Origin of the sequence: Flavobacterium xinjiangense (assembly GCF_900142885.1) — a bacterium.
Lineage (GTDB): Bacteria > Bacteroidota > Bacteroidia > Flavobacteriales > Flavobacteriaceae > Flavobacterium > Flavobacterium xinjiangense.
On record NZ_FRCL01000005.1, the window covers coordinates 173,093 to 194,005 of the forward strand.

The 20,913-nt window shown below is 35.3% G+C and carries 19 protein-coding genes; 6 read left to right on the forward strand and 13 right to left on the reverse strand.

The window, feature by feature from the left end:
* Positions 1–85: 85 nt before the first annotated feature.
* Positions 86–655 (reverse strand): YdeI/OmpD-associated family protein, encoded by a 570-nt coding sequence (locus BUC23_RS08050; RefSeq protein ID WP_073208170.1) that lies wholly within the window; start codon positions 653–655, stop codon positions 86–88.
* Between the two features lie 16 nt (positions 656–671).
* Positions 672–1,199: a superoxide dismutase family protein gene (locus tag BUC23_RS08055; RefSeq protein WP_073208174.1), complete on the reverse strand. Its 528-nt coding sequence runs from the start codon at positions 1,197–1,199 to the stop codon at positions 672–674.
* Positions 1,200–1,495: 296 nt separating this feature from the next.
* Here BUC23_RS08055 and BUC23_RS08060 point away from each other — a divergent pair, with 296 nt between their 5' ends.
* From BUC23_RS08060 to BUC23_RS08070, 3 genes are all read left to right on the forward strand, one after another.
* Positions 1,496–2,410 carry a YihY/virulence factor BrkB family protein gene (locus tag BUC23_RS08060; protein ID WP_073208454.1) on the forward strand — a complete coding sequence of 305 codons (915 nt, stop codon included), beginning with the start codon at positions 1,496–1,498 and terminating at the stop codon, positions 2,408–2,410.
* 131 nt (positions 2,411–2,541) lie between these two features.
* Entirely contained in the window at positions 2,542–2,973 is a 432-nt protein-coding gene (locus BUC23_RS08065; RefSeq protein WP_073208177.1) for an META domain-containing protein, read from the forward strand.
* Positions 2,974–3,056: 83 nt separating this feature from the next.
* Entirely contained in the window at positions 3,057–3,578 is a 522-nt protein-coding gene (locus tag BUC23_RS08070; protein ID WP_073208180.1) for a DUF4251 domain-containing protein, read from the forward strand.
* A 90-nt stretch (positions 3,579–3,668) separates the two neighbouring features.
* Here the strand turns inward: BUC23_RS08070 and BUC23_RS08075 are convergent, their stop codons facing one another.
* The 6 genes from BUC23_RS08075 to BUC23_RS08100 form a co-directional block, all read right to left on the reverse strand.
* Positions 3,669–5,474 (reverse strand): acyl-CoA dehydrogenase family protein, encoded by a 1,806-nt coding sequence (locus tag BUC23_RS08075; RefSeq protein ID WP_073208183.1) that lies wholly within the window; start codon positions 5,472–5,474, stop codon positions 3,669–3,671.
* Positions 5,475–5,539: 65 nt separating this feature from the next.
* Positions 5,540–6,721 carry an acetyl-CoA C-acyltransferase gene (locus BUC23_RS08080; protein ID WP_073208187.1) on the reverse strand — a complete coding sequence of 394 codons (1,182 nt, stop codon included), beginning with the start codon at positions 6,719–6,721 and terminating at the stop codon, positions 5,540–5,542.
* Between the two features lie 4 nt (positions 6,722–6,725).
* Entirely contained in the window at positions 6,726–9,116 is a 2,391-nt protein-coding gene (locus BUC23_RS08085) for a 3-hydroxyacyl-CoA dehydrogenase/enoyl-CoA hydratase family protein (RefSeq protein WP_073208190.1), read from the reverse strand.
* Entirely contained in the window at positions 9,100–9,567 is a 468-nt protein-coding gene (locus BUC23_RS08090; protein ID WP_073208193.1) for a MarR family winged helix-turn-helix transcriptional regulator, read from the reverse strand. Before BUC23_RS08090 ends, BUC23_RS08085 begins: the two co-directional genes overlap by 17 nt.
* A 453-nt stretch (positions 9,568–10,020) precedes the next feature.
* On the reverse strand, positions 10,021–11,073 hold the full coding sequence (locus BUC23_RS08095; protein WP_073208196.1) for a proline iminopeptidase-family hydrolase: 1,053 nt from the start codon (positions 11,071–11,073) through the stop codon (positions 10,021–10,023).
* Positions 11,074–11,095: 22 nt separating this feature from the next.
* On the reverse strand, positions 11,096–12,871 hold the full coding sequence (locus BUC23_RS08100) for an AMP-dependent synthetase/ligase (RefSeq protein ID WP_073208198.1): 1,776 nt from the start codon (positions 12,869–12,871) through the stop codon (positions 11,096–11,098).
* A gap of 345 nt (positions 12,872–13,216) precedes the next feature.
* Between BUC23_RS08100 and BUC23_RS08105 the strand changes: the two genes are divergently transcribed.
* Positions 13,217–14,152 carry a nuclear transport factor 2-like protein gene (locus BUC23_RS08105; protein WP_073208202.1) on the forward strand — a complete coding sequence of 312 codons (936 nt, stop codon included), beginning with the start codon at positions 13,217–13,219 and terminating at the stop codon, positions 14,150–14,152.
* A 110-nt stretch (positions 14,153–14,262) separates the two neighbouring features.
* Here BUC23_RS08105 and BUC23_RS08110 read toward each other — a convergent pair whose 3' ends face one another.
* The 4 genes from BUC23_RS08110 to BUC23_RS08125 form a co-directional block, all read right to left on the reverse strand.
* A complete protein-coding gene (locus tag BUC23_RS08110; RefSeq protein ID WP_073208205.1) occupies positions 14,263–14,703 on the reverse strand; it encodes a hypothetical protein in 441 nt (146 codons plus the stop codon).
* A gap of 103 nt (positions 14,704–14,806) precedes the next feature.
* Positions 14,807–15,286 (reverse strand): GNAT family N-acetyltransferase, encoded by a 480-nt coding sequence (locus BUC23_RS08115; RefSeq protein WP_073208208.1) that lies wholly within the window; start codon positions 15,284–15,286, stop codon positions 14,807–14,809.
* A 55-nt stretch (positions 15,287–15,341) separates the two neighbouring features.
* Complete coding sequence (locus tag BUC23_RS08120) at positions 15,342–15,941, reverse strand: HD domain-containing protein (protein WP_073208211.1); 600 nt, start codon at positions 15,939–15,941, stop codon at positions 15,342–15,344.
* A gap of 77 nt (positions 15,942–16,018) precedes the next feature.
* Positions 16,019–16,909 (reverse strand): YitT family protein, encoded by an 891-nt coding sequence (locus BUC23_RS08125; protein ID WP_073208214.1) that lies wholly within the window; start codon positions 16,907–16,909, stop codon positions 16,019–16,021.
* 176 nt (positions 16,910–17,085) lie between these two features.
* On the opposite strand from BUC23_RS08125, the gene BUC23_RS08130 reads away from it, so the two are divergent.
* Positions 17,086–17,484, forward strand: a complete 399-nt coding sequence (locus tag BUC23_RS08130; protein ID WP_073208218.1) for a hypothetical protein — start codon at positions 17,086–17,088, stop codon at positions 17,482–17,484.
* An 86-nt stretch (positions 17,485–17,570) separates the two neighbouring features.
* Complete coding sequence (locus BUC23_RS08135) at positions 17,571–19,313, forward strand: adenylate/guanylate cyclase domain-containing protein (RefSeq protein WP_244153786.1); 1,743 nt, start codon at positions 17,571–17,573, stop codon at positions 19,311–19,313.
* Between the two features lie 263 nt (positions 19,314–19,576).
* Here the strand turns inward: BUC23_RS08135 and BUC23_RS08140 are convergent, their stop codons facing one another.
* Positions 19,577–20,767 (reverse strand): BaiN/RdsA family NAD(P)/FAD-dependent oxidoreductase, encoded by a 1,191-nt coding sequence (locus tag BUC23_RS08140; protein ID WP_073208223.1) that lies wholly within the window; start codon positions 20,765–20,767, stop codon positions 19,577–19,579.
* Between the last annotated feature and the right edge of the window lie 146 nt (positions 20,768–20,913).

The following is a 20,913-nucleotide window of genomic DNA, read 5'->3' on the forward strand; positions in this document are numbered from 1 at the left end:
TGCTTTAATTTGAAGCTACAAAGCTATGTTTTTTTATAGTTATGTAGAAAAGTTTAGGTTAAGTTTTAATTACTTATTGGAAATATTAATCACGGGCTTTTTTATTTTGGGAGCAGAGATTTATAATTTCAGTGATTCTAATATTTCTTGTTTTTTCTCTCTTGGCTTGATTGAGCCAATAGAGATAACTTTTTCTGTAGGATGGACTAAAATTTTTATAGTTTTCGAATGCAAAACTATTGTTATTAAATGCTATTTCTAGATCGGATGGAATAATCAAATCCTCTACAGCATCTAATGAGGTCCACGATCCATTTTTTTTAGCTATTTCAACTTTTGCTAATCCACTTTCGTGCATCAAATTTTCTTGGATGAGTTTTTCTATATATTTTTTATTGAGCTTACTCCAAACACTTTTATCTTTTCTGGGTGAAAAAACCTGTTTACGCCGTTCTTCGTCCATTTTTGTTACTGTGGAATCGATCCACCCGAAACAAACGGCAACTTGCACTGCCTCTTCCCATCGCATACTTTCAAATTCACTCCCAACTTTATAAAAAATTAAATACACGCCTTTTGAAGCGTGATGATTTTCATTCAACCAATCACGCCATTCTTTTGTGTTTTTGAAATAATGGTGTTCTTTATCTTCCAATTAAAATTTTTAAAAACTATTTAATAATAGCGGAACATGCTACTCTTCCTCCGGCGTTTCCTGTGGGTTGTGTAACGAAATCATCAGTCCCTTGATGAACAATAAGCCCTTTTCCTATGATATCTTTAGTTGCATCTCCACAGCCAATACACCATTCATCCGTTGTTATAGTAATCGTTCCATTTCCTTTTTCATCTGCTGTAAAGTTTCCTATATCTCCTTTATGATGTTCGCCAACTCCCCATTTTCCATGTTTTTTGAATGTTGGGTTCCAATGACCGCCTGTGGAACTTCCATCGGCAGCTGAACAATCTGATTTTTCATGAATATGTATCGCATGCGCTCCAGGTGTAAGTCCTGCTAATTTGGCGACGAAAGTGACTTTACCGTTTTTTTCTGTAAAAGTTGCTGTTCCAGAAACAGTACTATTGCTTTTTGGTTCAAAGGTAAGGTCTAATTTTTTAGAATCATTTGAACTACTGCTCGTTTTGCATCCAATCATAACAGATAAAACTAGCGCAATTGAAAGTGTTATTTTTTTCATATTGAGTTTTTATTATAAAAAATTTATTACGTAAAGTTACTCCATTTTTAACAAAAATACCCGAATGAAAACATAAAATTGCAATTTAAGCTTATTGATTTTTTATCGCTTTATAGCGCCACTTTCTGCTGTGAATTTTACAAAAAGAATTTTTAATTTCAATACATAAAGTTTGTATTTTTGATAGCAGTTTATTATGCCATCCTTAGTTGGTCAACATCCAATTTGCCAAAGAATAATTATTGAGAAAGAAAATCGTTTTTTTTTCTTTTGATAAAGACAAAATATTTTTTATTATGAATCGTAAAGAAGCAGCAAAATCTGGTTGGGAATTATTAAAACGAACATATAAGGAATTTGATGATGATAATGCTATTAAATTAAGCGCTTCATTATCCTATTACACTATATTTTCATTACCACCATTATTAATTATTATTTTGTCAATTTTTAGTTTTTTCTTTGGACGTGAGGCTGTTACAGGGAGGTTTTTTGGTCAGATTAACGGAATGGTTGGGAATCAGGCAGCGCTGCAAATTCAGGCAACCATTAAAAATATAGAGCTGACGGATAGCAATACCTTTGCTGCGATATTTGGAGGGATTATGCTATTAATAGGCGCTTCCGGTGTATTTGCAGAAATACAAAGTTCCATTAACTTTATTTGGGGATTAAAAGCAAAACCAAATAAGGGTATTATGAAGTTTATCAAAAATAGAATCATGTCATTTTCAATGATTGCGTCTGTTGGATTTTTATTGTTGGTCAGTTTAACGGTCAATACCGTTATGGATGTTATCAATGAGCGATTATTGCGATATTTTCCGGACTTAACCGTTTATTTATTTTACGTATTTAATATTCTGATTTTATTTTCCACAACCACTATACTGTTCTCCATTATTTTTAAAACGCTTCCCGATGGTTACATTGCTTGGAAGGACGCCATAATTGGTTCTAGTTTCACTTCTTTTTTCTTTATGTTTGGTAAGTTTGCTATCGGTTTTTATTTAGGAAGTTCAACTGTAGCAACCGTTTATGGAGCCGCCGGTTCCGTAATTATCATTTTAATATGGGTATATTATTCTGCCATCATTTTGTATTTTGGTGCCGAATTTACAAAGGTTTATGCCAACGTGCATGGTGATAAAATTATTCCGAATGCATACGCTGTTGGTATCAAAGTAGAGGTGATCGAAGTTAAAAAATAAGATACTTTTTTTTTAGCTATTAACAGTAAGGAAGTTACAATTTGATTTTTTTTCAGAGCTATTATTTTACGCAAATCTTAATGTTTTGGCAACGTTATTGATAACATTTCATTTCAATAAAAAACAGACGCATGAAAAAAATAATTTTATCGCTAACTATTTTATGCTTGGCATTTATTTCCTGCAATTCAATTAAAACATCAAGTGCTACAACAGCCTCACTTGAGGGAACTTGGGAATTGAATTATATTACAGGACCAAGAATTGCTTTTGGAGGATTGTATCCAAACAAAAAGCCAACTATTATTTTTGATGTGAAAGAAAACAGAGTGTCCGGTGACGCCAGTTGCAACAGATACAGTGGAAAATTAAACGTTGATGGAAATAAAATCAGTTTCAAAGATCCAATTGCAATGACTAAGATGATGTGTATGGATATTCAAGGGGAAGAGGTTTATATGTCAACACTTCAAAAAATTGATTCTTATTCTATTTCCGAAGATGGAAAAACCTTGAATTTTATCATGGGAGATATTGCAATGATGCGTTTTGAGAAAAAATAGGGAGGTATTTATTCCTATTGGTCTTTTTATGGATCTTATTGTTTATTGCTTAAAGAATGATTTAAATCAAATAAATAGAAATCATGAAAACAAAAAATATCTTTTTAGTATTGTTGCTTTCACTTGTTGTTACGATGAGTTTTGCTCAGGAAAAAACTAGAAAACAGTTAAGGGAAGCTCGTAATATTGAAAAACAAAAACAGACGGAGATTTTGGTAAATTCCAAAGAATTCGTTTTTGTAGCAAGAAATGCTTCGCCTCAGGGATTCAGTAGTGTAGATTTAACGACAAATCCCAATTATATAAAATTTCAACCTGATTTTATCAAAAGCGAAATGCCTTTTTTTGGGACAGCTTATAGTGGTGTTGCCTATCGCAGCGATGGAGGATTAAATTTTGAAGGAAAACCACTGGAATATACTTTTAAAAAAGAAAAGAAAGCATATCAAATAAAAGCAGTAGTTAAAGGGCAAAATGATGTATATACGATGTTTCTCTCTGTTTTTTTTGATGGTAGTGCATCACTTTCCATTAATTCCAATAATCGCAGTATAATTTCCTATATTGGAGAAATAAGACCCATAGAAAAAAAGGAAATACAATAATTTTTAAATTTATTATATAAAAAAACCGTCTAGTTATTTCAACTTGACGGTTTTTTAAACAAATAAATTCAACTAAAAACTATTTTCTAATTAGTAACAGTATTCATTTTTCTCTACTAATTTTGAAGTAATTGCTTCTCTTAAGGCTACAATATTTGGCATGTTCGTGTATTTTGTAAAACGACGTAATCCCATTAACATCATACGTTGTTCATCTCCTTCAGCAAAAGAAATAACACTTTCTTTCCCTTTTTGAGTAACGATATCTACCGCTTTGTATAAATATAATTTTGCCATGGCAATTTGCTCTTGTACTTTAGCTTCTCCTTCTTTTTTCGCTAATTTTTCTGTTCTAAGAATAGTACTTTCAGCCATATAGATTTCGATCAAAATATCCGAAGCTGCCATCAATAATTGTTGGTGTGAATCTAAATCCGGACCGTATTTTTGAACAGCTCCACCAGCAACCATTAAGAATGCTTTTTTCAATTTGCCAATCATTTCTTTTTCCTCAGCAAACAATTCAGAATAGTCAGGAGTTTCAAATGATGGAATTCCCATTAATTCTTCTTGTACTTTTGATGCAGGTCCCAGTAAATCAACATGACCTTTCATCGCTTTTTTAATCAACATACCTACAGAAAGCATTCTGTTGATCTCGTTAGTTCCTTCGTAGATACGAGCAATACGCGCATCTCTCCAAGCACTTTCCATTGGTGTGTCTTCAGAGAATCCCATTCCACCAAAGATTTGAATTCCTTCATCAGCGCAATTTTGAACATCTTCTGAAACAGCTACTTTTAAAATAGAACATTCGATAGCAAATTCCTCAACACCTTTCAATTCTGCTTCTTGATGTGTAGTACCTTCAGCTTCACGAGCTGTAATTCTATCTTCAATATTTTTTGCTGCTCTGTAAGAAGCACTTTCACCAGCATAACAACTCGTTGCCATTTCAGCTAATTTAGCACGAATCGCACCAAACTGAGAAATTGGAGTGTTGAACTGGATTCTTTCATTTGCATATTGCACAGATCCAGAAATTACTCTTCTTTGCGCGTCCAAACAAGCTGCTGCTAATTTGATACGACCCACATTCAAAGCATTCATGGCAATTTTAAAACCGTTTCCTCTTTCAGAAAGCATGTTTTCAACCGGAACTTTCGTTTCATTGAAGAAAACCTGACGAGTAGAAGAAGCACGAATACCTAATTTATGCTCTTCTTCACCCATTGAAATTCCGTTATCAGCGGTATTTTCCAGGATAAAACCAGTAATATTTTTATCATCACCAATACGAGCAAAAACGATGAATAAAGAACAAAATCCTGCATTCGAAATCCACATTTTTTGTCCTGTGATAGAATAATATTTTCCGTCTTCAGATAAAACTGCTTTTGTTTTTCCAGAATTAGCGTCAGATCCTGCGCCTGGTTCTGTTAAACAATACGCGCCAAACCATTCTCCAGAAGCTAATTTAGGAACGTATTTTTGTTTTTGTTCTTCTGTTCCGTATAAAGTGATTGGCATTGTTCCAATTCCGGTATGTGCTCCAAAAGCAGTTGAGAAGGATCCCGTTGCTCCCGAAATATAATCACAAACTAACATGGTAGATACAAATCCCATTCCTAATCCACCATAAGCTTCAGGTACAGCAACTCCTAAAAGTCCTAAGTCACCTGCTTTTTTCATGGTTTCTTGAGTATACGCATAATCTTTTTTCTCAAAACGATCTTTGTGTGCCCATAATTCTTTATCTACAAACTCTTTTACAGAGTCACGCATCATTAATTGCTCTTCTGAAAAATCTTCCGGAGTAAAGATATCTTCGCACTTTGTTTCTTTAACCAAAAACTGACCACCACGGGTTACGTTTTTTTCAATTGTATCTGCCATTTTTTTATTTTTTTGATGTTGTTGTTAATGTTCTAAATCCTAAGTTAACGGATGGAAATCTATGACTACAAAAGTTCGTAAATCCCTGCTGAACCTTGACCAGTTCCCACACACATACTTACAATTCCGTATTTGCTTCCTCTGCGTTTCATTTCGTCAAATAATTGAACAGACAATTTTGCTCCGGTACAACCCAGTGGGTGACCTAATGCAATCGCTCCACCATTGACATTGATGATATCAGGATTTAGGTTTAATTCTCTCGTTACGGCTAATGCTTGTGATGCAAAAGCTTCATTCAACTCAATTAAATCAATATCGTTTAAGGTTAATCCCGCTTGCTTCAATGCTTTTGGAATTGCTTTTACAGGTCCAATTCCCATAATTCTTGGTTCCACTCCAGCTGATGCAAAGTTTACCAAACGGGCGATAGGAGTAAGGTTCAATTCTTTTACCATTTCTTCGCTCATGATTAGAACAAATGCTGCTCCATCACTCATTTGAGAAGAGTTTCCAGCAGTTACACTTCCGTTAGCTTCAAAAACCGGTCTTAAACCTGCCAAAGCTTCTACAGAAGTTCCTGCTCTAGGACCTTCATCTTTATTTACGATATATGATTTAGTTTCTTTTTTACCATTTTCATTGATAAACGTTTGTTCCACAGTAATAGGAACAATTTGTTTGTCAAATTTACCTTCGGCTTGCGCTTTAAGGGCTTTCTTGTGTGAGTTATAAGCAAACTCATCTTGGTCCGAACGAGATACATTGAATTGTTTGGCAACCGCTTCCGCAGTTAGTCCCATTCCCCAATAGTAATCTTCGTTTCCAGCTTTTGCAACAGCATAATCCGGAGTTGGTTTATAACCTCCCATTGGAATAAAACTCATGCTTTCGGCTCCACCTGCAATTATACAATCCGCCATTCCCGACTGGATTTTGGCTGTAGCCATACCAATAGTTTCTAATCCTGACGCGCAATAACGGTTTACGGTTACACCCGGAACATCTTCGATTTTCAATCCCATTAAGGAAATTAATCGTCCCACGTTTAGTCCTTGTTCTGCTTCCGGCATCGCATTTCCTACCATTACGTCATCAATACGTTTTTTGTCGAAATCAGGCAACTCATTCATCATAAACTGAATCGTTTCTGCTGCCAATTCATCAGGACGTTTAAATCTAAACACACCTTTTGGGGCTTTCCCCACGGCTGTTCTGTATGCTTTAACTATATAGGCTGTTTTCATTTTTTTAGTTTCTTAGAGGTTTCCCTTTGGTTAACATAAATTGGATTCTCTCCAATGTTTTTCTTTCCGTACACAATGACAAGAAAGCTTCACGTTCCAAATCCAATAAATATTGTTCGGTTACTAAAGTTGGTTCTGATAAATCACCACCAGCCATTACATAAGCTAGTTTGTTAGCGATTTTTTTGTCGTGTTCAGAGATGTATTTTCCGGCTTCCATTTGGTCAGTTCCTACTAAGAACATTCCAAGAGCTTGTTTTCCAAGAACTTTCACATCACTTCTGCGAATCGGTTGTGTGTAACCCGCTTCGGCCATTAATAAAGCGTGTTTCTTCGCTTCCGCAATTTGACGGTCTTTGTTCACTACGATGATATCTTTCCCTTGTTGTAAAAGTCCGGTATCAAAAGCTTCGTATCCTGAAGTAGACACTTTTGCCATAGCAATTGTCAAGAAATATTCTTGCAATACATTCAACTCCACGTCATTTTTATGAAATAAATCGGATGCACGCAATGCCAATTCTTTCGAACCTCCACCACCTGGAATTACTCCAACACCAAACTCCACTAATCCCATATACGTTTCCGCTGCAGCAACTACTTTATCGGCATGTAAGCTCATTTCACAACCACCGCCAAAAGTCATTCCGTGTGGCGCAACCACAACTGGAATTCCGGAGTAACGTACGCGCATCATCGTGTCTTGGAACATTTTGATCGCCATGTTCAGCTCATCATATTCTTGCTCAACTGCCATCATGAAAATCATTCCGATATTGGCACCCACAGAGAAATTCGCTGCTTGATTTCCAATAACCAGACCTTGATATTCTTTTTCAGATAAGTCAATCGCTTTATTGATGGCTGCCAAAACATCACCGCCAATCGTATTCATTTTAGACTGGAATTCTAAATTCAAAATTCCGTCTCCTAAATCTTGTATAATTGCTCCGCTATTGCTCCACACTTTTTTGCTTTCGCGTATGTTGTTCAGGATGATAAATGAATCCTGACCTGGAACTTTAGTTTGTGATTTTGTTGGAATATTGTAGAAAAAAGTTGCTCCTTCTTTAATAGAATAAAAACTAGAACTTCCAGAAGCCAACATATCATTTACCCAAGCAGCTGGTTCAAGACCTTCCGCTTTCATAATTTCGATTCCTTTTGCAACACCAATGGCATCCCAAATTTCGAAAGGACCATTTTCCCATCCGAAACCGGCTTTCATCGCATCGTCAATCTTGTATAGTTCGTCTGAGATTTCAGGAATTCTGTTCGAAACATAAGCAAACATTCCGGCAAAACTTTTTCTGTAGAATTCTCCCGCTTTGTCTTTTCCTTTTACCAGAACTTTAAAACGGTTAATTGGTTTATCAATCGTTTTTGTCAGTTCCAAAGTTGCAAAAGAAGCTCTTTTAGCCGGACGGTACTCTAAAGTATCTAAATCCAAAGACAAAATATCCTTGTCTACTTTTTTATAAAAACCTTGACCTGTTTTGCTTCCTAACCATTTATTCTCCATCATTTTATTGACGAAATCTGGTAATTTGAACAATTCGTGTTGCTCGTCATTCGGGCAGTTTTCGTAGATTCCGTTGGCAACATGTACCAAAGTATCCAATCCAACTACGTCAACGGTTCTGAAAGTAGCCGATTTTGGACGGCCAATAACAGGACCAGTCAATTTATCCACTTCTTCAATCGTAAGTCCCAATTCTTTTACCAAATGAAACAAACTCTGAATCCCGTAAATACCAACTCTATTCCCAATAAACGCAGGAGTATCTTTGGCGACAACCGAAGTTTTACCCAAGAATTTCTCTCCATATCTAGTAAGGAAGTCCAATACTTCTTTTGAAGTTTGTGGGCCAGGAATAATTTCGAATAATTTTAAATAACGCGCAGGATTAAAAAAGTGTGTCCCGCAGAAGTGTTTTTGAAAATCTTCGCTTCTTCCTTCACTCATAAAGTGAATTGGAATTCCAGAGGTGTTTGAAGTTACCAAAGTTCCCGGTTTTCTGAACTTTTCAATTTGTTCAAAAACCATTTTTTTGATGTCCAAACGTTCCACTACAACCTCAATAATCCAATCAACAGCTGCAATTTTAGCCATGTCATCGGTAGTATTTCCAGTTGTGATTCTGCTTGCAAATTTCTGACTATAAATAGGCGATGGCTTCGATTTCAGGGAATTAGCTAAATGCTCATTCACTAATCTGTTTCTTACGATTTTGCTTTCCAGAGTCAGCCCTTTTTTGGCTTCCGCTTCGGTAAGTTCTCTTGGAACGATGTCCAACAGTAAAACTTCAACTCCAATGTTGGCAAAATGGCAAGCAATTCCTGAACCCATAATTCCGGATCCTATTACTGCAACTTTTTTAATTGTGCGCTTCATTTTCTATTTTTTCAGTGTGATTAAATATGTTTTTGTCGAGAATTAATTCGTTGATGGTTTCGGCCACTTCAATAAAATGCTGCAGCTTCTCCTCAGCGATATGTTGTTTCACGGTTTCATTAAATTTTAAAACCGTATTCTTAGATAATTCTCTTTTTTCTTTACCAAAATCAGTCAGGTAAATCAAAACACCACGACCATCTTCAGGGTTTTTCTTTCTTATGATCAATCCCTTTTCCTCCATAGATTTCAGGGTTCTGGTAAGACTTGTGGCTTCCATTCCCATTTTTGGGCCCAAAGCCGTAGAGGGTGTTCCCCCTTCCTTGTCAATACTCAACAAAGCAAAACCGGTGGCCATGCTCGCGTCATATTTAGAAGCTTCTTCATTATACATTCTGGCAACCGCTTGCCAGGTAGCTCGTAGTATGTAATCTATTGTTTTGTCTTTCATAGGGAACTATATCGATTTCAAATATAATAAAAAAATACTATGCATGCATAATAAATTAAATTATTTTTTGTTAAAAAGTACTAAATATAAATAAATACCACTGAATTTGCGCAAATTGAATGGTATTTTAACGAATTTTTTGGGCGCGTCCCTCCATTTTGCTTCGTCGTTCCTCCTCGCAACTCCTGGTCGGGCTGTTCGTTGTATCTTTTATTCCGCAGGTTTCATAAAAGGATGTCACTTCCATCCCTCGCGCAAAACCTGCAGATTAGAAATAATTGGATTTGTAGTTTAATTGGTGGGATTAATTATCGAATCTGTTGATGAGATACTTCCTTCGTCAGTATGACAAAGGAGGAACTGTAATAATGATTAGAGAATTATTATAGTCATGAATTAAAAACAAAAAACCACGAACATCAATTCGTGGTTTTTTGTATGATAAATATTTTTCTAAGCCTTTTTAAACTCCCCGTTATCCACATCTTTCAAGAACTTGATGACGCCCGGAAAATAGGTTGTAGGGTCATCGTATTGCGAAAGGTGGCTTCCGTTGGGACATAATAAGAAACGTCCGTTTTGAACTTCTTTAGACATCCATTCCATGTGCTTGGGATCCATAGTGTCATATTTGGCACCAATAACCAGCGTGGGAACACTAATCGTTTTAAGTTTGGCAGTGACATCCCAGTTTTTTAAAGAAGCATTTCCTGTAATTCCAAATTCACTTGGTCCTTGCATATACACATACACATTTGAGTTGATGTGTTTGAAAGCTCTGTTTATGGATTCGGGCCATTGATCAACAGGCATTCTTAAAATGTGTTCCGTATAATAGTATTTAAAAAGCAGTTCGGTGTATTTTGGATTGGTATAATCCTTATTCTTTTCAAATGTTTTTATTTGATCAAAAACTGCTTTTGGAAGTTTTGGACCCAGTACTTCTTCGGCATATTTGTTATAAGCAGGTGCGCTTGCCATCATATTGGAGATAATCAGTCCTTTTAGGTTCTTTTGGTATTTCAAAGCGTATTCCATCGCGAGGATTCCGCCCCAGGATTGCCCCAAAATATAAAAGTTGGTATTGTCACAACCTAATGATTTGCGAACCTGTTCCACTTCCTCCACAAAACGTTCGTTTGTCCACAAACTGTTGTCATTGGGTTGATCGCTGTAATACGAACCTAATTGATCGTAATAAATGTATTCAATACTTTCATTAGGGAAATACCCATCAAAGCATTCATACAATTCATGCGTCAATCCAGGACCGCCATGAAGCAGCAATACTTTTATTTTTGGATTGTTACCAACAGTTTTTGTCCAGACTTTAAAAGTGCCTTTTGGTGTCTTTATCGGAATCATTTTGATACCGCCCGTAAGCTGATCGTCCCGTTTAGAGAAATCTAAATAATTTGCTTTTATCGAATCTTCCTTATGTTTTTCTTGGCAATTAGAAAAAAAGAATACACTTATAACGGAGCAAATTAGTACTTTCAGTTTCATAACGGGAGTGTTTTACAAAATGTTAGTTGTATATTTTATGGAATAAATCAATGTATTTTTCCATTACTATTTTTCGTTTTAGTTTTAACGTTGGAGTCAATTGTCCGCCTTCTATAGACCAAACATCTGGCGTCAGTTCAAAACGTTTGATTTTCTCCCAGTTACCAAATTTTTCATTTAAAGTATCAATCTCTCCCTGAATTCGTTCAATCACTTTTTCGTTCGAGATAATTTCTTCATTGCTTTTTCCAATATCCAGTCCGTGAATAGTAGCCCATTCTTTGACAAATTCGAAATTAGGTTGTATGAAAGCAGCCGGCATTTTTTGTCCGTCACCAATCACCATGATTTGCTCAATGAAACGGGATTGTTTCATCGTATTTTCAATCAATTGTGGAGCGATGTATTTTCCTCCTGAGGTTTTGAACATTTCTTTCTTGCGATCGGTAATTTTCAAGAATCCATCAGCATCAAAAATCCCAATATCCCCAGTATGGAAATAACCGTCGGTGATTACTTCCTTGGTTAATTTTTCATCTTTAAAATAACCCATCATCACGTTAGGTCCTTTGCAAAGGATTTCGCCGTCTTCAGCAATTATCACCTCTACATTATCAATTACTTTCCCCACAGTTCCCACTCTGAAACCTTTGTTTCTCATATCGTTTACGGATATTACGGGTGACGTTTCAGTCAAGCCATAACCTTCCATCACGGGGATTTCTGCAGCTGCAAAAACTCTGGCTAATCGGGGTTGCAAAGCGGCACTTCCTGAAACCATTAAATCCAAATTCCCGCCTAAACCTTCTTTCCATTTGCTGAAAATCAATTTTCGGGCAATTTTAAGTTGCATTTCATACCAAAAACCGTTGGCTCCGTATGGCTCGTATTTCAGGCCTAAATCAATAGCCCAAAAGAAAAGATTCTTTTTAATTCCTGTTAGTTCAGTTCCTTTGGCATAAATTTTATCATAAACTTTTTCCAGAAGTCTTGGTACAGCAGTAATTACCGTTGGTTTTACTTCTTTAAGATTATCACTGATTTTATCAATTGATTCTCCAAAATATACGGAAACACCATAATATTGGTATAAATATAAAATCATTCTTTCAAAAATATGACAGATAGGAAGGAAACTCAAAGCACGACTTTTCCCTGCTTCAAAAGGAATTCTCGTTGCACTGTCCAAAACATTAGATACAATATTTCTGTGTGAAAGCATGACGCCTTTTGGTCTTCCCGTTGTTCCTGAAGTATAGATAATAGTCGCTAAATCTTCTGTTTTAACACTGCCTTTTCGGTATTCAACATCATTTTGATTTCCCGTGTCTACACCAACAATCAATAACTCATTCCAGTTTTTACAACCTTCAATCTCATTAAAGGAGTATACTTCTTTTAGATTCGGAACTTTATCTCTAATCAAATTAACTTTGCGAAGTACCTCAGCATCCGACACAAAACAATAAATAGCACCCGAATGATTCAGGATATATTCATAATCTTCTTCAGAAATGGTTGGATAAATAGGAACAGTTTGGGCTCCGGTTTGTAAAGCCCCAATATCCATAATATTCCATTCAGTTCTGTTATTGGAGGAAATAATGGCAATTTTATCGTCCTTTTGAATGCCCATTCTCAAGAGTGCCCTAGAAACCGCATTGGCTTTGGCTATGTATTCCTGAGTAGAAGTTTTTACCCAAACACCGTTCTGCTTACTTACTAAAGCATCCGGAATGTTAGTGTATTTTTCTTGCTGGTAATAAGGGAAATCAAAAAGGCGAGTGATAGCTATCATTATAAAATAATTGAATTTTATCGCAAATTAAATAAAAATTAACGATAATTTTTGTTTTTCAAAAATTAAATGGAAAAATTAAACAACGACGCTGATATTCAGCGAAATCGTTTTCTTTAAATAGTAATAATGAAGTGGTGTTATAGAGAAAAATATCAATATCAGCTCCGATGCAAACTTTAGTGCTAGTGATACTGTGTTTTTTAAAATTACCTGATATCATTTTGCCTGATTACAGTTAGTTCTAATTTAATTACATAAAATTAATTTTTACACTATTGATTGTCAAGCTTTTAAATAAAATTAACTATATTTATAGTAGTATTAACTAAAAACAGTATAAAAATGAAAAAAGCATTACTAATTGTGATGGTGGTTTTTACTTACATCACTTACGCACAAAAAAAAGCGAATGGTACTATTTATATGGATCATCCGGCAATTAATGTGGTTGAATCGATGACTAAAGCTTTTGTCAGCGGAGATGCTGACAAGGTAGCCAGTTTTTTAGCTGATGATTTCAAATCTTTCAATGGCACTGACATGAATGAAAAAGCAGGAGATAAGGCCTCCTTTTTAAAAAGAGTGAAGTATTGGAAAGATAATATTGATTATCTAAGTATCAAACGTTCAACAGGAGCTTATCCGGATGCATTAGAATATATAGATGATGCTCAAAAAGATGTTGTTTGGGTGCAGACATGGGAAGATGTAAAAGGAGTGCATAAAAAAACCGGCGTAAAAATAGATATGCCTTTGCATCAATTATTTGTGGTGAATAAAAACAATAAAATTAAATCAATTACAAAATATAATAACAATAGTATTTTTGATGAAATTGGAAGCAGTTCTGATGAAAGAAAAAACGGTACGATATACAATCATCACGACTATATTAACAAGGTTAGGGCCATGATCTATTCATTTGAAAACAAAGACTATGATAAATCCTATAGTTTTTACGATAAAGAGGCAAAATTCAGAAGTATTAATATGGCTCCAGATGAAAAAAGCATGACCTTGGATCAGATGAAAGAAAATGATAAAAAATTAATGGCACAATTTGACATTACAAGTATTGATGTGGTTGGCTACCCTGACTATTTAAACTATGAGATGGGTAATGCAAAAGTGGTGCAATCTTGGTGGAATTTTAATATGACCAGAAAATCAGACAATAAAAAAATTGTAATGCCAATACTTTTTATTGACACTTTCAATGATAAAGGATTGATTGTTGATGAAATTGCTTACTACAGTGAGAAACTCATGGAGAAATAATTATTGCCAATAAAAGAATCATTCTTTGTAAATCATAAAGCCGAAACAAACTGTTTCGGCTTTATGATTTTGTAGCAACGTGACGGGGATATATTCGCCAATTGGCAAAATTATTCTACATAGTCTTTACTTCTGTCTCCCAAAATAAACATTTTCTTTTTTTCAAAGTGAATAGAAAAATGCGCGTTTATCCATCCTTCATTAGTTTCACTTCCAGTAGTTGTTTCTTTGTTTTTGTACCAAAGCGTATAGACCGCATAATTAAATCCTTTTTGGTATTTGGGCGTCCCGTTTTCAAAGCATTCCATACCCCAAATCATAGTTGTTTTTGATAAGTCATCCAGCTGAAAAATCCCTGTTCCATCTGGATTTAATTGCACGATAGGTTCTGCTGCTCCTTCAAATAAATAGGTTCCGGTTATGGGGTAATCAATAGTTGTAGTTAGATAATGGATTCCATCTTTGGCGGAGATTTTATCGATGTTATTTTGAGCATAACTGATAGTTGCAAAGAGCATCAATGCTAAAAACGAGAGTATAAAGTCTTTCATTTGTTAAGGCTAGATATAAGGTTGTTAGCCAAATCTAGTTAATTGTATTTTTTTGAGCAAATAATATGCTATAAATAAAATGCAACAGTTTTAATGCTCGAAATTACTTGGGTCGCCTGTATAATGGTAATGAAGTGTAACAGGCCAGCGCTTCGGCGCCAAAATCCCCTTCTTCGCTGAATGTCAATACAAACAATGCTTTCAAAGGATGGTCTTGTCGTATGTTTTCAATTGCCTGTAATGTCAGTCGTTTTGCGATTCCTTTCCTTCGATATTCTTCTAAAACTAGAGCGGAGCATAGGTATAGCGCTTCATATTTGGTATCTAATTGTGTTCTTTCAAACAGTTCTTTTTCCGAAATTGCCTGATCAAGAAACTGATGCATGAAGTCCAGCGTGGTAGGGATTAGTAAAATCCATGCTACTGGACCATTTCCATCATCATATTCTGAAACTGTAGCGGGATGTATTCGCATCAATCGCTCGAGCACCTCCTGATTTACATCAAGCTGTTCAGGATCATTTTTGACAGCGAAAACTTCGTCAGCCAATTGTAACATTCGTTCAAAATTGCTTTTAGGCATGTATTAAAAATAAAAATTCAGCCATTGCTTAGTTTACTCAAAACTAGGTCAATTTTTACAATCTTTCTAAATTCTTGGTTTGTTTAATAAGTTGATTAAGGTTCTTTATTTTTCCTTCAGTTCTATTGTGAATGCAGTAGGCAGTATGATAAAAGTGCGATTGCAGAAAATTTATTTGTATTTCGTTCCATTCCTCCAAGCTGAGATTAGGATTGTAGTGCTTTAATTCCAAGTATAGTTTGTTCCCAATGTGCTCAAAATTATCCGTTCCCAGATATTCGAGATCGGCATCTGCAAGAATACATTCTAGTTTGGTTTTTGGTTTTTGAGGTATTATAGTGGCTCTGATCATGCCAGAAATGATTTCGATTTCTTTTTTGGTGTATCCAAAATCTGGTAATTTTTTTTCAGCCAGTCGAATGCCTTCTTCTTCATGTCCCTCAGTACCAGTGTTGATAAATCCAGCATCATGAAACAGTGCCGCAGTTTTTAGTAGTAGTATGTCAGCTTCATTTATATGTTCTTGCTGAGCAATATATTCTGCTATTTTTACCACATGTTGTGTATGTTTCCAATGGTGATAAATAAGAAATGGTGACAATCTGGATTTTAAACAATCCAAGACATTTATAGACAATGCATTCCAGTTTTTCATATAAATACTATTGATTTTTTAGGATAGGGCATTAGTACTCACTTTCTTCATTGAACCTCCTGTCATAATTATTTCATTTAAGAATGTTTTTGCTTATTTCTTAGAATTCCTCCACTCGCTTCTTTAATGTATTGAATAAACATAAAAGCTTTAGGGTCTAATTTTCTTATTTCATCTTTGATTCTAAGTAATTCAAGTCGGGTCACTACCGTGACAATGATATCGCAGTCCGTTTTCATATCGAAAGTATCAGGTAAATAGCCGCGTTCGCCTTTAATTACTGTAATTCCTTTTCCGAATTTTTTTACGATTAGAGCCTTAATGTCGTCACTTTTGGATGAAATGATATTTAAGGAAGTGTATTGTTCTAAACCTTGGGCGATATAATCAAGTGATTTTATGGCCGAAAAATAAGTAACTATCGAATATAATGCAGTCGCAATTCCAAAATACCACGCAGCGGCCAGAAATAATAAGGTGTTCATAGCAAAAATGACTTCTGACACATTAAGCCCAATTTTTCGGGTAGTTAATAAGGCAAGAATTTCTACACCATCAGCGGTTGAACCACTTCGAATACACAAACCCATCCCGATACCTATAAGGCAACCACCAAACAAGGCAATTAAAAGGCGATCTGTAGTAACGGCATCGATATGTATAAAGGTCATAGCAGCTGCTATCAATAAAAAAGTGATTAAACTTTGTATGGCAAATGTTTTCCCCAGCAGCCTTTTTCCTAAAAACAAGAACGGCAGATTTAAGCTGAGTACCAGAATTCCAAATGGCAAATGGGTGATTTCATGCATAAGTATGGATATACCTATAATCCCTCCGTCCAAAAATTTATTGGGTATCATAAACCCTTTTAATGCCAATGTAATAAATGCGACACCCACAAAATTTAAAACAATATTTTTAGGATGAAATATTTCCTTCCAGTCAATAGGTTGATGTTCAATATTCATAAGGATGAATTTGGATTAAAATCCTTTAAATATACTACTTTATTTTGATAAATATTGATTATATTTACCTTATAATTAGTATGTTAGCTTCGATTTTGTTTCATTGGTTTCCCCAGCCATTTTTAAATTAATAGTTTTCTAAATTAGATTTTATTAACCTTTTAAATATATCAATTATGGCAGATGTAATCGTCAATCTAAATGTTGACACAAGTCAAATTTCCGTACAAAATGTTGATCCTTTTTGTAATTTTGGACAAGGTCCAGGGATTAGTAATGAAGATTTTTTAACTAGGGTAAATGCTGGCGATACCGTAATCTGGCAAGGTGTGTCCAGCGTAACACCGCTAGATACGGTCAATATTACCAATATAAATCATAGTGGTGGTAATAGTGTTTTTAGTCACGATAATTTATCTGGAAATGGGCAGCATCCGGAAAAAGTTTCCGGCGCTGTTCGAAACAATGCCCGTGGGGAAACAGAAAAATATACCATAATGTTTAACGTTTTCAATAATGGCATTAGACGACCGGGTATTTTTAGCATTGATCCGAAATTAGCGATAAATCCATAATGGAACTACCCTTTTTTAAATATTATTTTTCAGTTTCCCTTTGTGTATTTTTTTTTCATTTAAGTATTTCAGCCCAAGAGCAAAAAGTGGCAGATAGCCTAGTGAAAATTTATCAGGAAGGGAATCTTGATAATTCTGAAAAATTAGAATTACTTAGGAATTTATCTTTTAATGAAGTGAATAATCTCAAATTATCCTTAAAATACGCAGAAGAACTTATCGCACTTTCCAAATTAGAAAAAAACTATTTATATCTGCATCGTGGCTATTTTCAAAAAGGGAATAAACTCAGACTCTTAGGAGATTTGAATAAATCGCTGGATGCTTTTTTCAAAAGTGAAGAGGCAGCAACTAAAGCAAAATACAATATAGGACAAGGGACCGCATATTCTTCAATCGCGGATGTATATTCAGTAATGGGAAATTCTAAAAATGCCCAAATATACTACGACAAAGCAATCAAATTATTAAGAAAAACAGACAATTCAATTGGTTTAGCGTCAGCTTTACTCAACGCAGGCGACGAATATTCAAAAAACAAGAAATATGATTTAGCTTTACGTTATTTTAAAGAATCAGGAGAAATTTTCAAGAAGGCTGATTATTTAAGTGGTACAGCTTATAACTTGGGAAATATAGGAATGGTATACGCAGAGCAGGGAAAGGATGTATTGGCAAAGAATTATATTAGTCAATCCATAAAAATACTGGAAGAACTAAAGGATTATTATGCCATTTCAGATTATCTGACGTACATGTCAGATATTTATTTAAAACAGAATGATTGGACTACAGCACTCAATTATGCGCAAAGAAGTCTAGAACTAGCCCAAAGATATGGGTTGAAAGATCAAATCAGTAACTCAAATCTCAAACTTTCTGAGCTCTATCAAAAAGCCGGTAATACTGCTGAATCCTTTAAATATTATAAAAATCATATTGCTTATAGGGATAGCGTTACTAATCTCAAATCTGTTCAGCAAATGGCTGATTTGCGAACGGATTATGAAGTTTCCCAGAAACAGTCGGAAGTCGATTTACTAAACCAGGGAAAGAAAAACCGGCAGATTATGGCAATTTCATCTGCTGTTTCAGCGGCACTTGTTTTTTTATTGGCCTTCGGAATGTACAGACGTTATAAATTCATAAAGAAAACTAATGTTATTATTGAAGAAGAAAAGAATCGGTCAGACCACTTATTGCTTAATATTCTTCCTGAGGAAACAGCGCATGAGTTAAAACAAAATGGGAAAGTACTAGCCAAAAAGTTCGAATCGGTTACCGTATTGTTTACTGATTTCGAAGGATTTACATATTATGCGGAAAAGTTATCACCAGAGAAATTGGTAGAAAGCGTGGACTATTATTTTTCGAAATTTGATGAAATTATGGCAAAATATGATTTAGAAAAAATCAAAACGGTCGGGGATTGTTATATGTGTGCGGGAGGATTGCCTTTTCCAACAGACGATCATGCTTTTAAAATGATTCATGCCGCTTTTGAAATAGCCCAATTTGTTAGGGATTCAAAAAATAATAATCCTCTAAATCATACCCGTTTTGAAATTCGCATCGGGATTAATTCCGGGCCGGTAGTAGCCGGAGTCGTTGGGACGAAGAAATTTGCGTATGACATTTGGGGAGACACCGTAAACATTGCATCTCGTATGGAAACTAATTCAGAACCAGGCAAAATCAATATATCTCAAAATACCTATGAGTTGATTAAAGAGACTATTAATTGTGAATATAGAGGAGAAATTGAAGTGAAAAACAGAGGAATGATGAAAATGTACTTCGTAAATAGTCCTAAGTATAAAACGGTGTAAATTAACTTAAGTTACAAAGCCAGATGTTAGATATATCGTATTTTTGTAATGTATAAATTCTGTTTAGTAGTACTGTTACTAGTTTGATAGGTTGGCGAAATGGCATCAAGTACATAGAGGTTTTCCAACCTTCCGTCTATGACCAACGAAATGGTACACGAGTTTGATACCCATTGATTAGTTTATAAAACCGTATTTCTAAACAGAATTATTTTATCTGACATAAAATTAAGCAATATATAGCTCCTGAAAAGACAAAAAAATTAAGGGATAACATTCAGGTGGCGTGCAAGAAAAACGCCCATGCTAAAACAAGATTGAAGAAGATAGCCGCCAGTAGGTGCATCCAAATCAATCATTTCCCCAATGCAATAGTTGTTCTTCATCATTTTTAATTCAAAATTTTCATCCAAGGCATTCAACTGAATTCCTCCCGTTGTGGATATTGCTTCATCCAACAGGGCAGAACCGGTGATTTCAATACGTAGATGTTTGATGTTTTGTGCCAAAAGTTCCGAATTCAGGTAGGTTTCTTTTGAAAGATAGGTTTTCAAAAGTCCAATTTGCGCCGGACTCATTTTAAGCTCTTTTTGCAGTTTTTCGCTCGTCTTTTTTAGGCTTGATTTTTGGATTTTTTGAAGTAAATCATTATAACTTAATGTCGGTTTTAAATCTAAGAAGATAGTAGCCCTTTGCTTGGCATTGAGCTCCTTTCGAATTTGCGGGCTGATGGCATAAATTGCATTTCCTTCCAGACCAAAACGAGTAATCACCACTTCGCCTTTTTGAGTTTTATCGCCACAGCTAATGGCTATATTTTTAAGTGGATTTCCTTCATGTAAGTTTATAAAATCATCGCGCCAGTTGACTCCGTAAGCACAATTGGAGGCTTTGAAAGGAACAACGTCTATTCCTCGTTTTTTGAATAAACCTAGCCAAGTCCCATCAGAGCCGGTTACTTTCCAGCTGCCACCGCCCAAGGCAAAAATGGTATAATCCGATTTGACTTCGATATCAGTATTGAAAACAAGATCTTGGTTGGTATTCCAACCCGTCCAAGTATGTTGATATTGAATAGCAACACTGCGCTTATTGAGAACATCAAGAATTGCATTGAGCACTTCGATGGGTTTAATGCCGCTTTCCGGATATACACGTTTACTAGTGCCGATGTAGGTTGGGATGCCCATGAGATCAATCCATTTTTGAAAATCGTGGTTGTCGAAATCGAGTAGGGCTTCCTGTAAAAAATGGGATGGAGTATAACGCTGAATCAGTTGCGCAATTGGTTCAGAATGGGTAAGATTAAATCCGCCTTTTCCAGCCACAAGAAATTTTCTTCCAAGCGTTTTGTTCTTCTCGTAAATGGTAACATTAAATTGCTGCGGATCGAGAAATGCGGCGAGTAAAAGCGCTGCAGGTCCTCCTCCAATAATTGAGACTGATTTCTTCACCCTGCAAAAATACGCTATGTTTAAGGATTAAACGGGTTATAGGATTTTTTATTAATTATTTACGATGGTAAAACGGTGCTAAAATAGTCGTTTAAAATAAATTCTGTTGACTTTGCAGGCACAGAATGCGCGATCGAGTTTATTCG

Excerpts from the sequence above, each read along its gene's own strand:
- BUC23_RS08110 (WP_073208205.1), bottom strand. The coding sequence starts at position 14,703 with ATGAAAGACTTTATACTCTCGTTTTTAGCATTGATGCTCTTTGCAACT.
- BUC23_RS08100 (WP_073208198.1), bottom strand. The coding sequence starts at position 12,871 with ATGATAGCTATCACTCGCCTTTTTGATTTCCCTTATTACCAGCAAGAA.
- BUC23_RS08070 (WP_073208180.1), top strand. The coding sequence starts at position 3,057 with ATGAAAACAAAAAATATCTTTTTAGTATTGTTGCTTTCACTTGTTGTT.
- BUC23_RS08115 (WP_073208208.1), bottom strand. The coding sequence starts at position 15,286 with ATGCCTAAAAGCAATTTTGAACGAATGTTACAATTGGCTGACGAAGTT.
- BUC23_RS08085 (WP_073208190.1), bottom strand. The coding sequence starts at position 9,116 with ATGAAGCGCACAATTAAAAAAGTTGCAGTAATAGGATCCGGAATTATG.
- BUC23_RS08125 (WP_073208214.1), bottom strand. The coding sequence starts at position 16,909 with ATGAATATTGAACATCAACCTATTGACTGGAAGGAAATATTTCATCCT.
- BUC23_RS08130 (WP_073208218.1), top strand. The coding sequence starts at position 17,086 with ATGGCAGATGTAATCGTCAATCTAAATGTTGACACAAGTCAAATTTCC.
- BUC23_RS08065 (WP_073208177.1), top strand. The coding sequence starts at position 2,542 with ATGAAAAAAATAATTTTATCGCTAACTATTTTATGCTTGGCATTTATT.
- BUC23_RS08120 (WP_073208211.1), bottom strand. The coding sequence starts at position 15,941 with ATGAAAAACTGGAATGCATTGTCTATAAATGTCTTGGATTGTTTAAAA.
- BUC23_RS08055 (WP_073208174.1), bottom strand. The coding sequence starts at position 1,199 with ATGAAAAAAATAACACTTTCAATTGCGCTAGTTTTATCTGTTATGATT.
- BUC23_RS08105 (WP_073208202.1), top strand. The coding sequence starts at position 13,217 with ATGAAAAAAGCATTACTAATTGTGATGGTGGTTTTTACTTACATCACT.
- BUC23_RS08095 (WP_073208196.1), bottom strand. The coding sequence starts at position 11,073 with ATGAAACTGAAAGTACTAATTTGCTCCGTTATAAGTGTATTCTTTTTT.
- BUC23_RS08080 (WP_073208187.1), bottom strand. The coding sequence starts at position 6,721 with ATGAAAACAGCCTATATAGTTAAAGCATACAGAACAGCCGTGGGGAAA.
- BUC23_RS08090 (WP_073208193.1), bottom strand. The coding sequence starts at position 9,567 with ATGAAAGACAAAACAATAGATTACATACTACGAGCTACCTGGCAAGCG.
- BUC23_RS08060 (WP_073208454.1), top strand. The coding sequence starts at position 1,496 with ATGAATCGTAAAGAAGCAGCAAAATCTGGTTGGGAATTATTAAAACGA.
- BUC23_RS08075 (WP_073208183.1), bottom strand. The coding sequence starts at position 5,474 with ATGGCAGATACAATTGAAAAAAACGTAACCCGTGGTGGTCAGTTTTTG.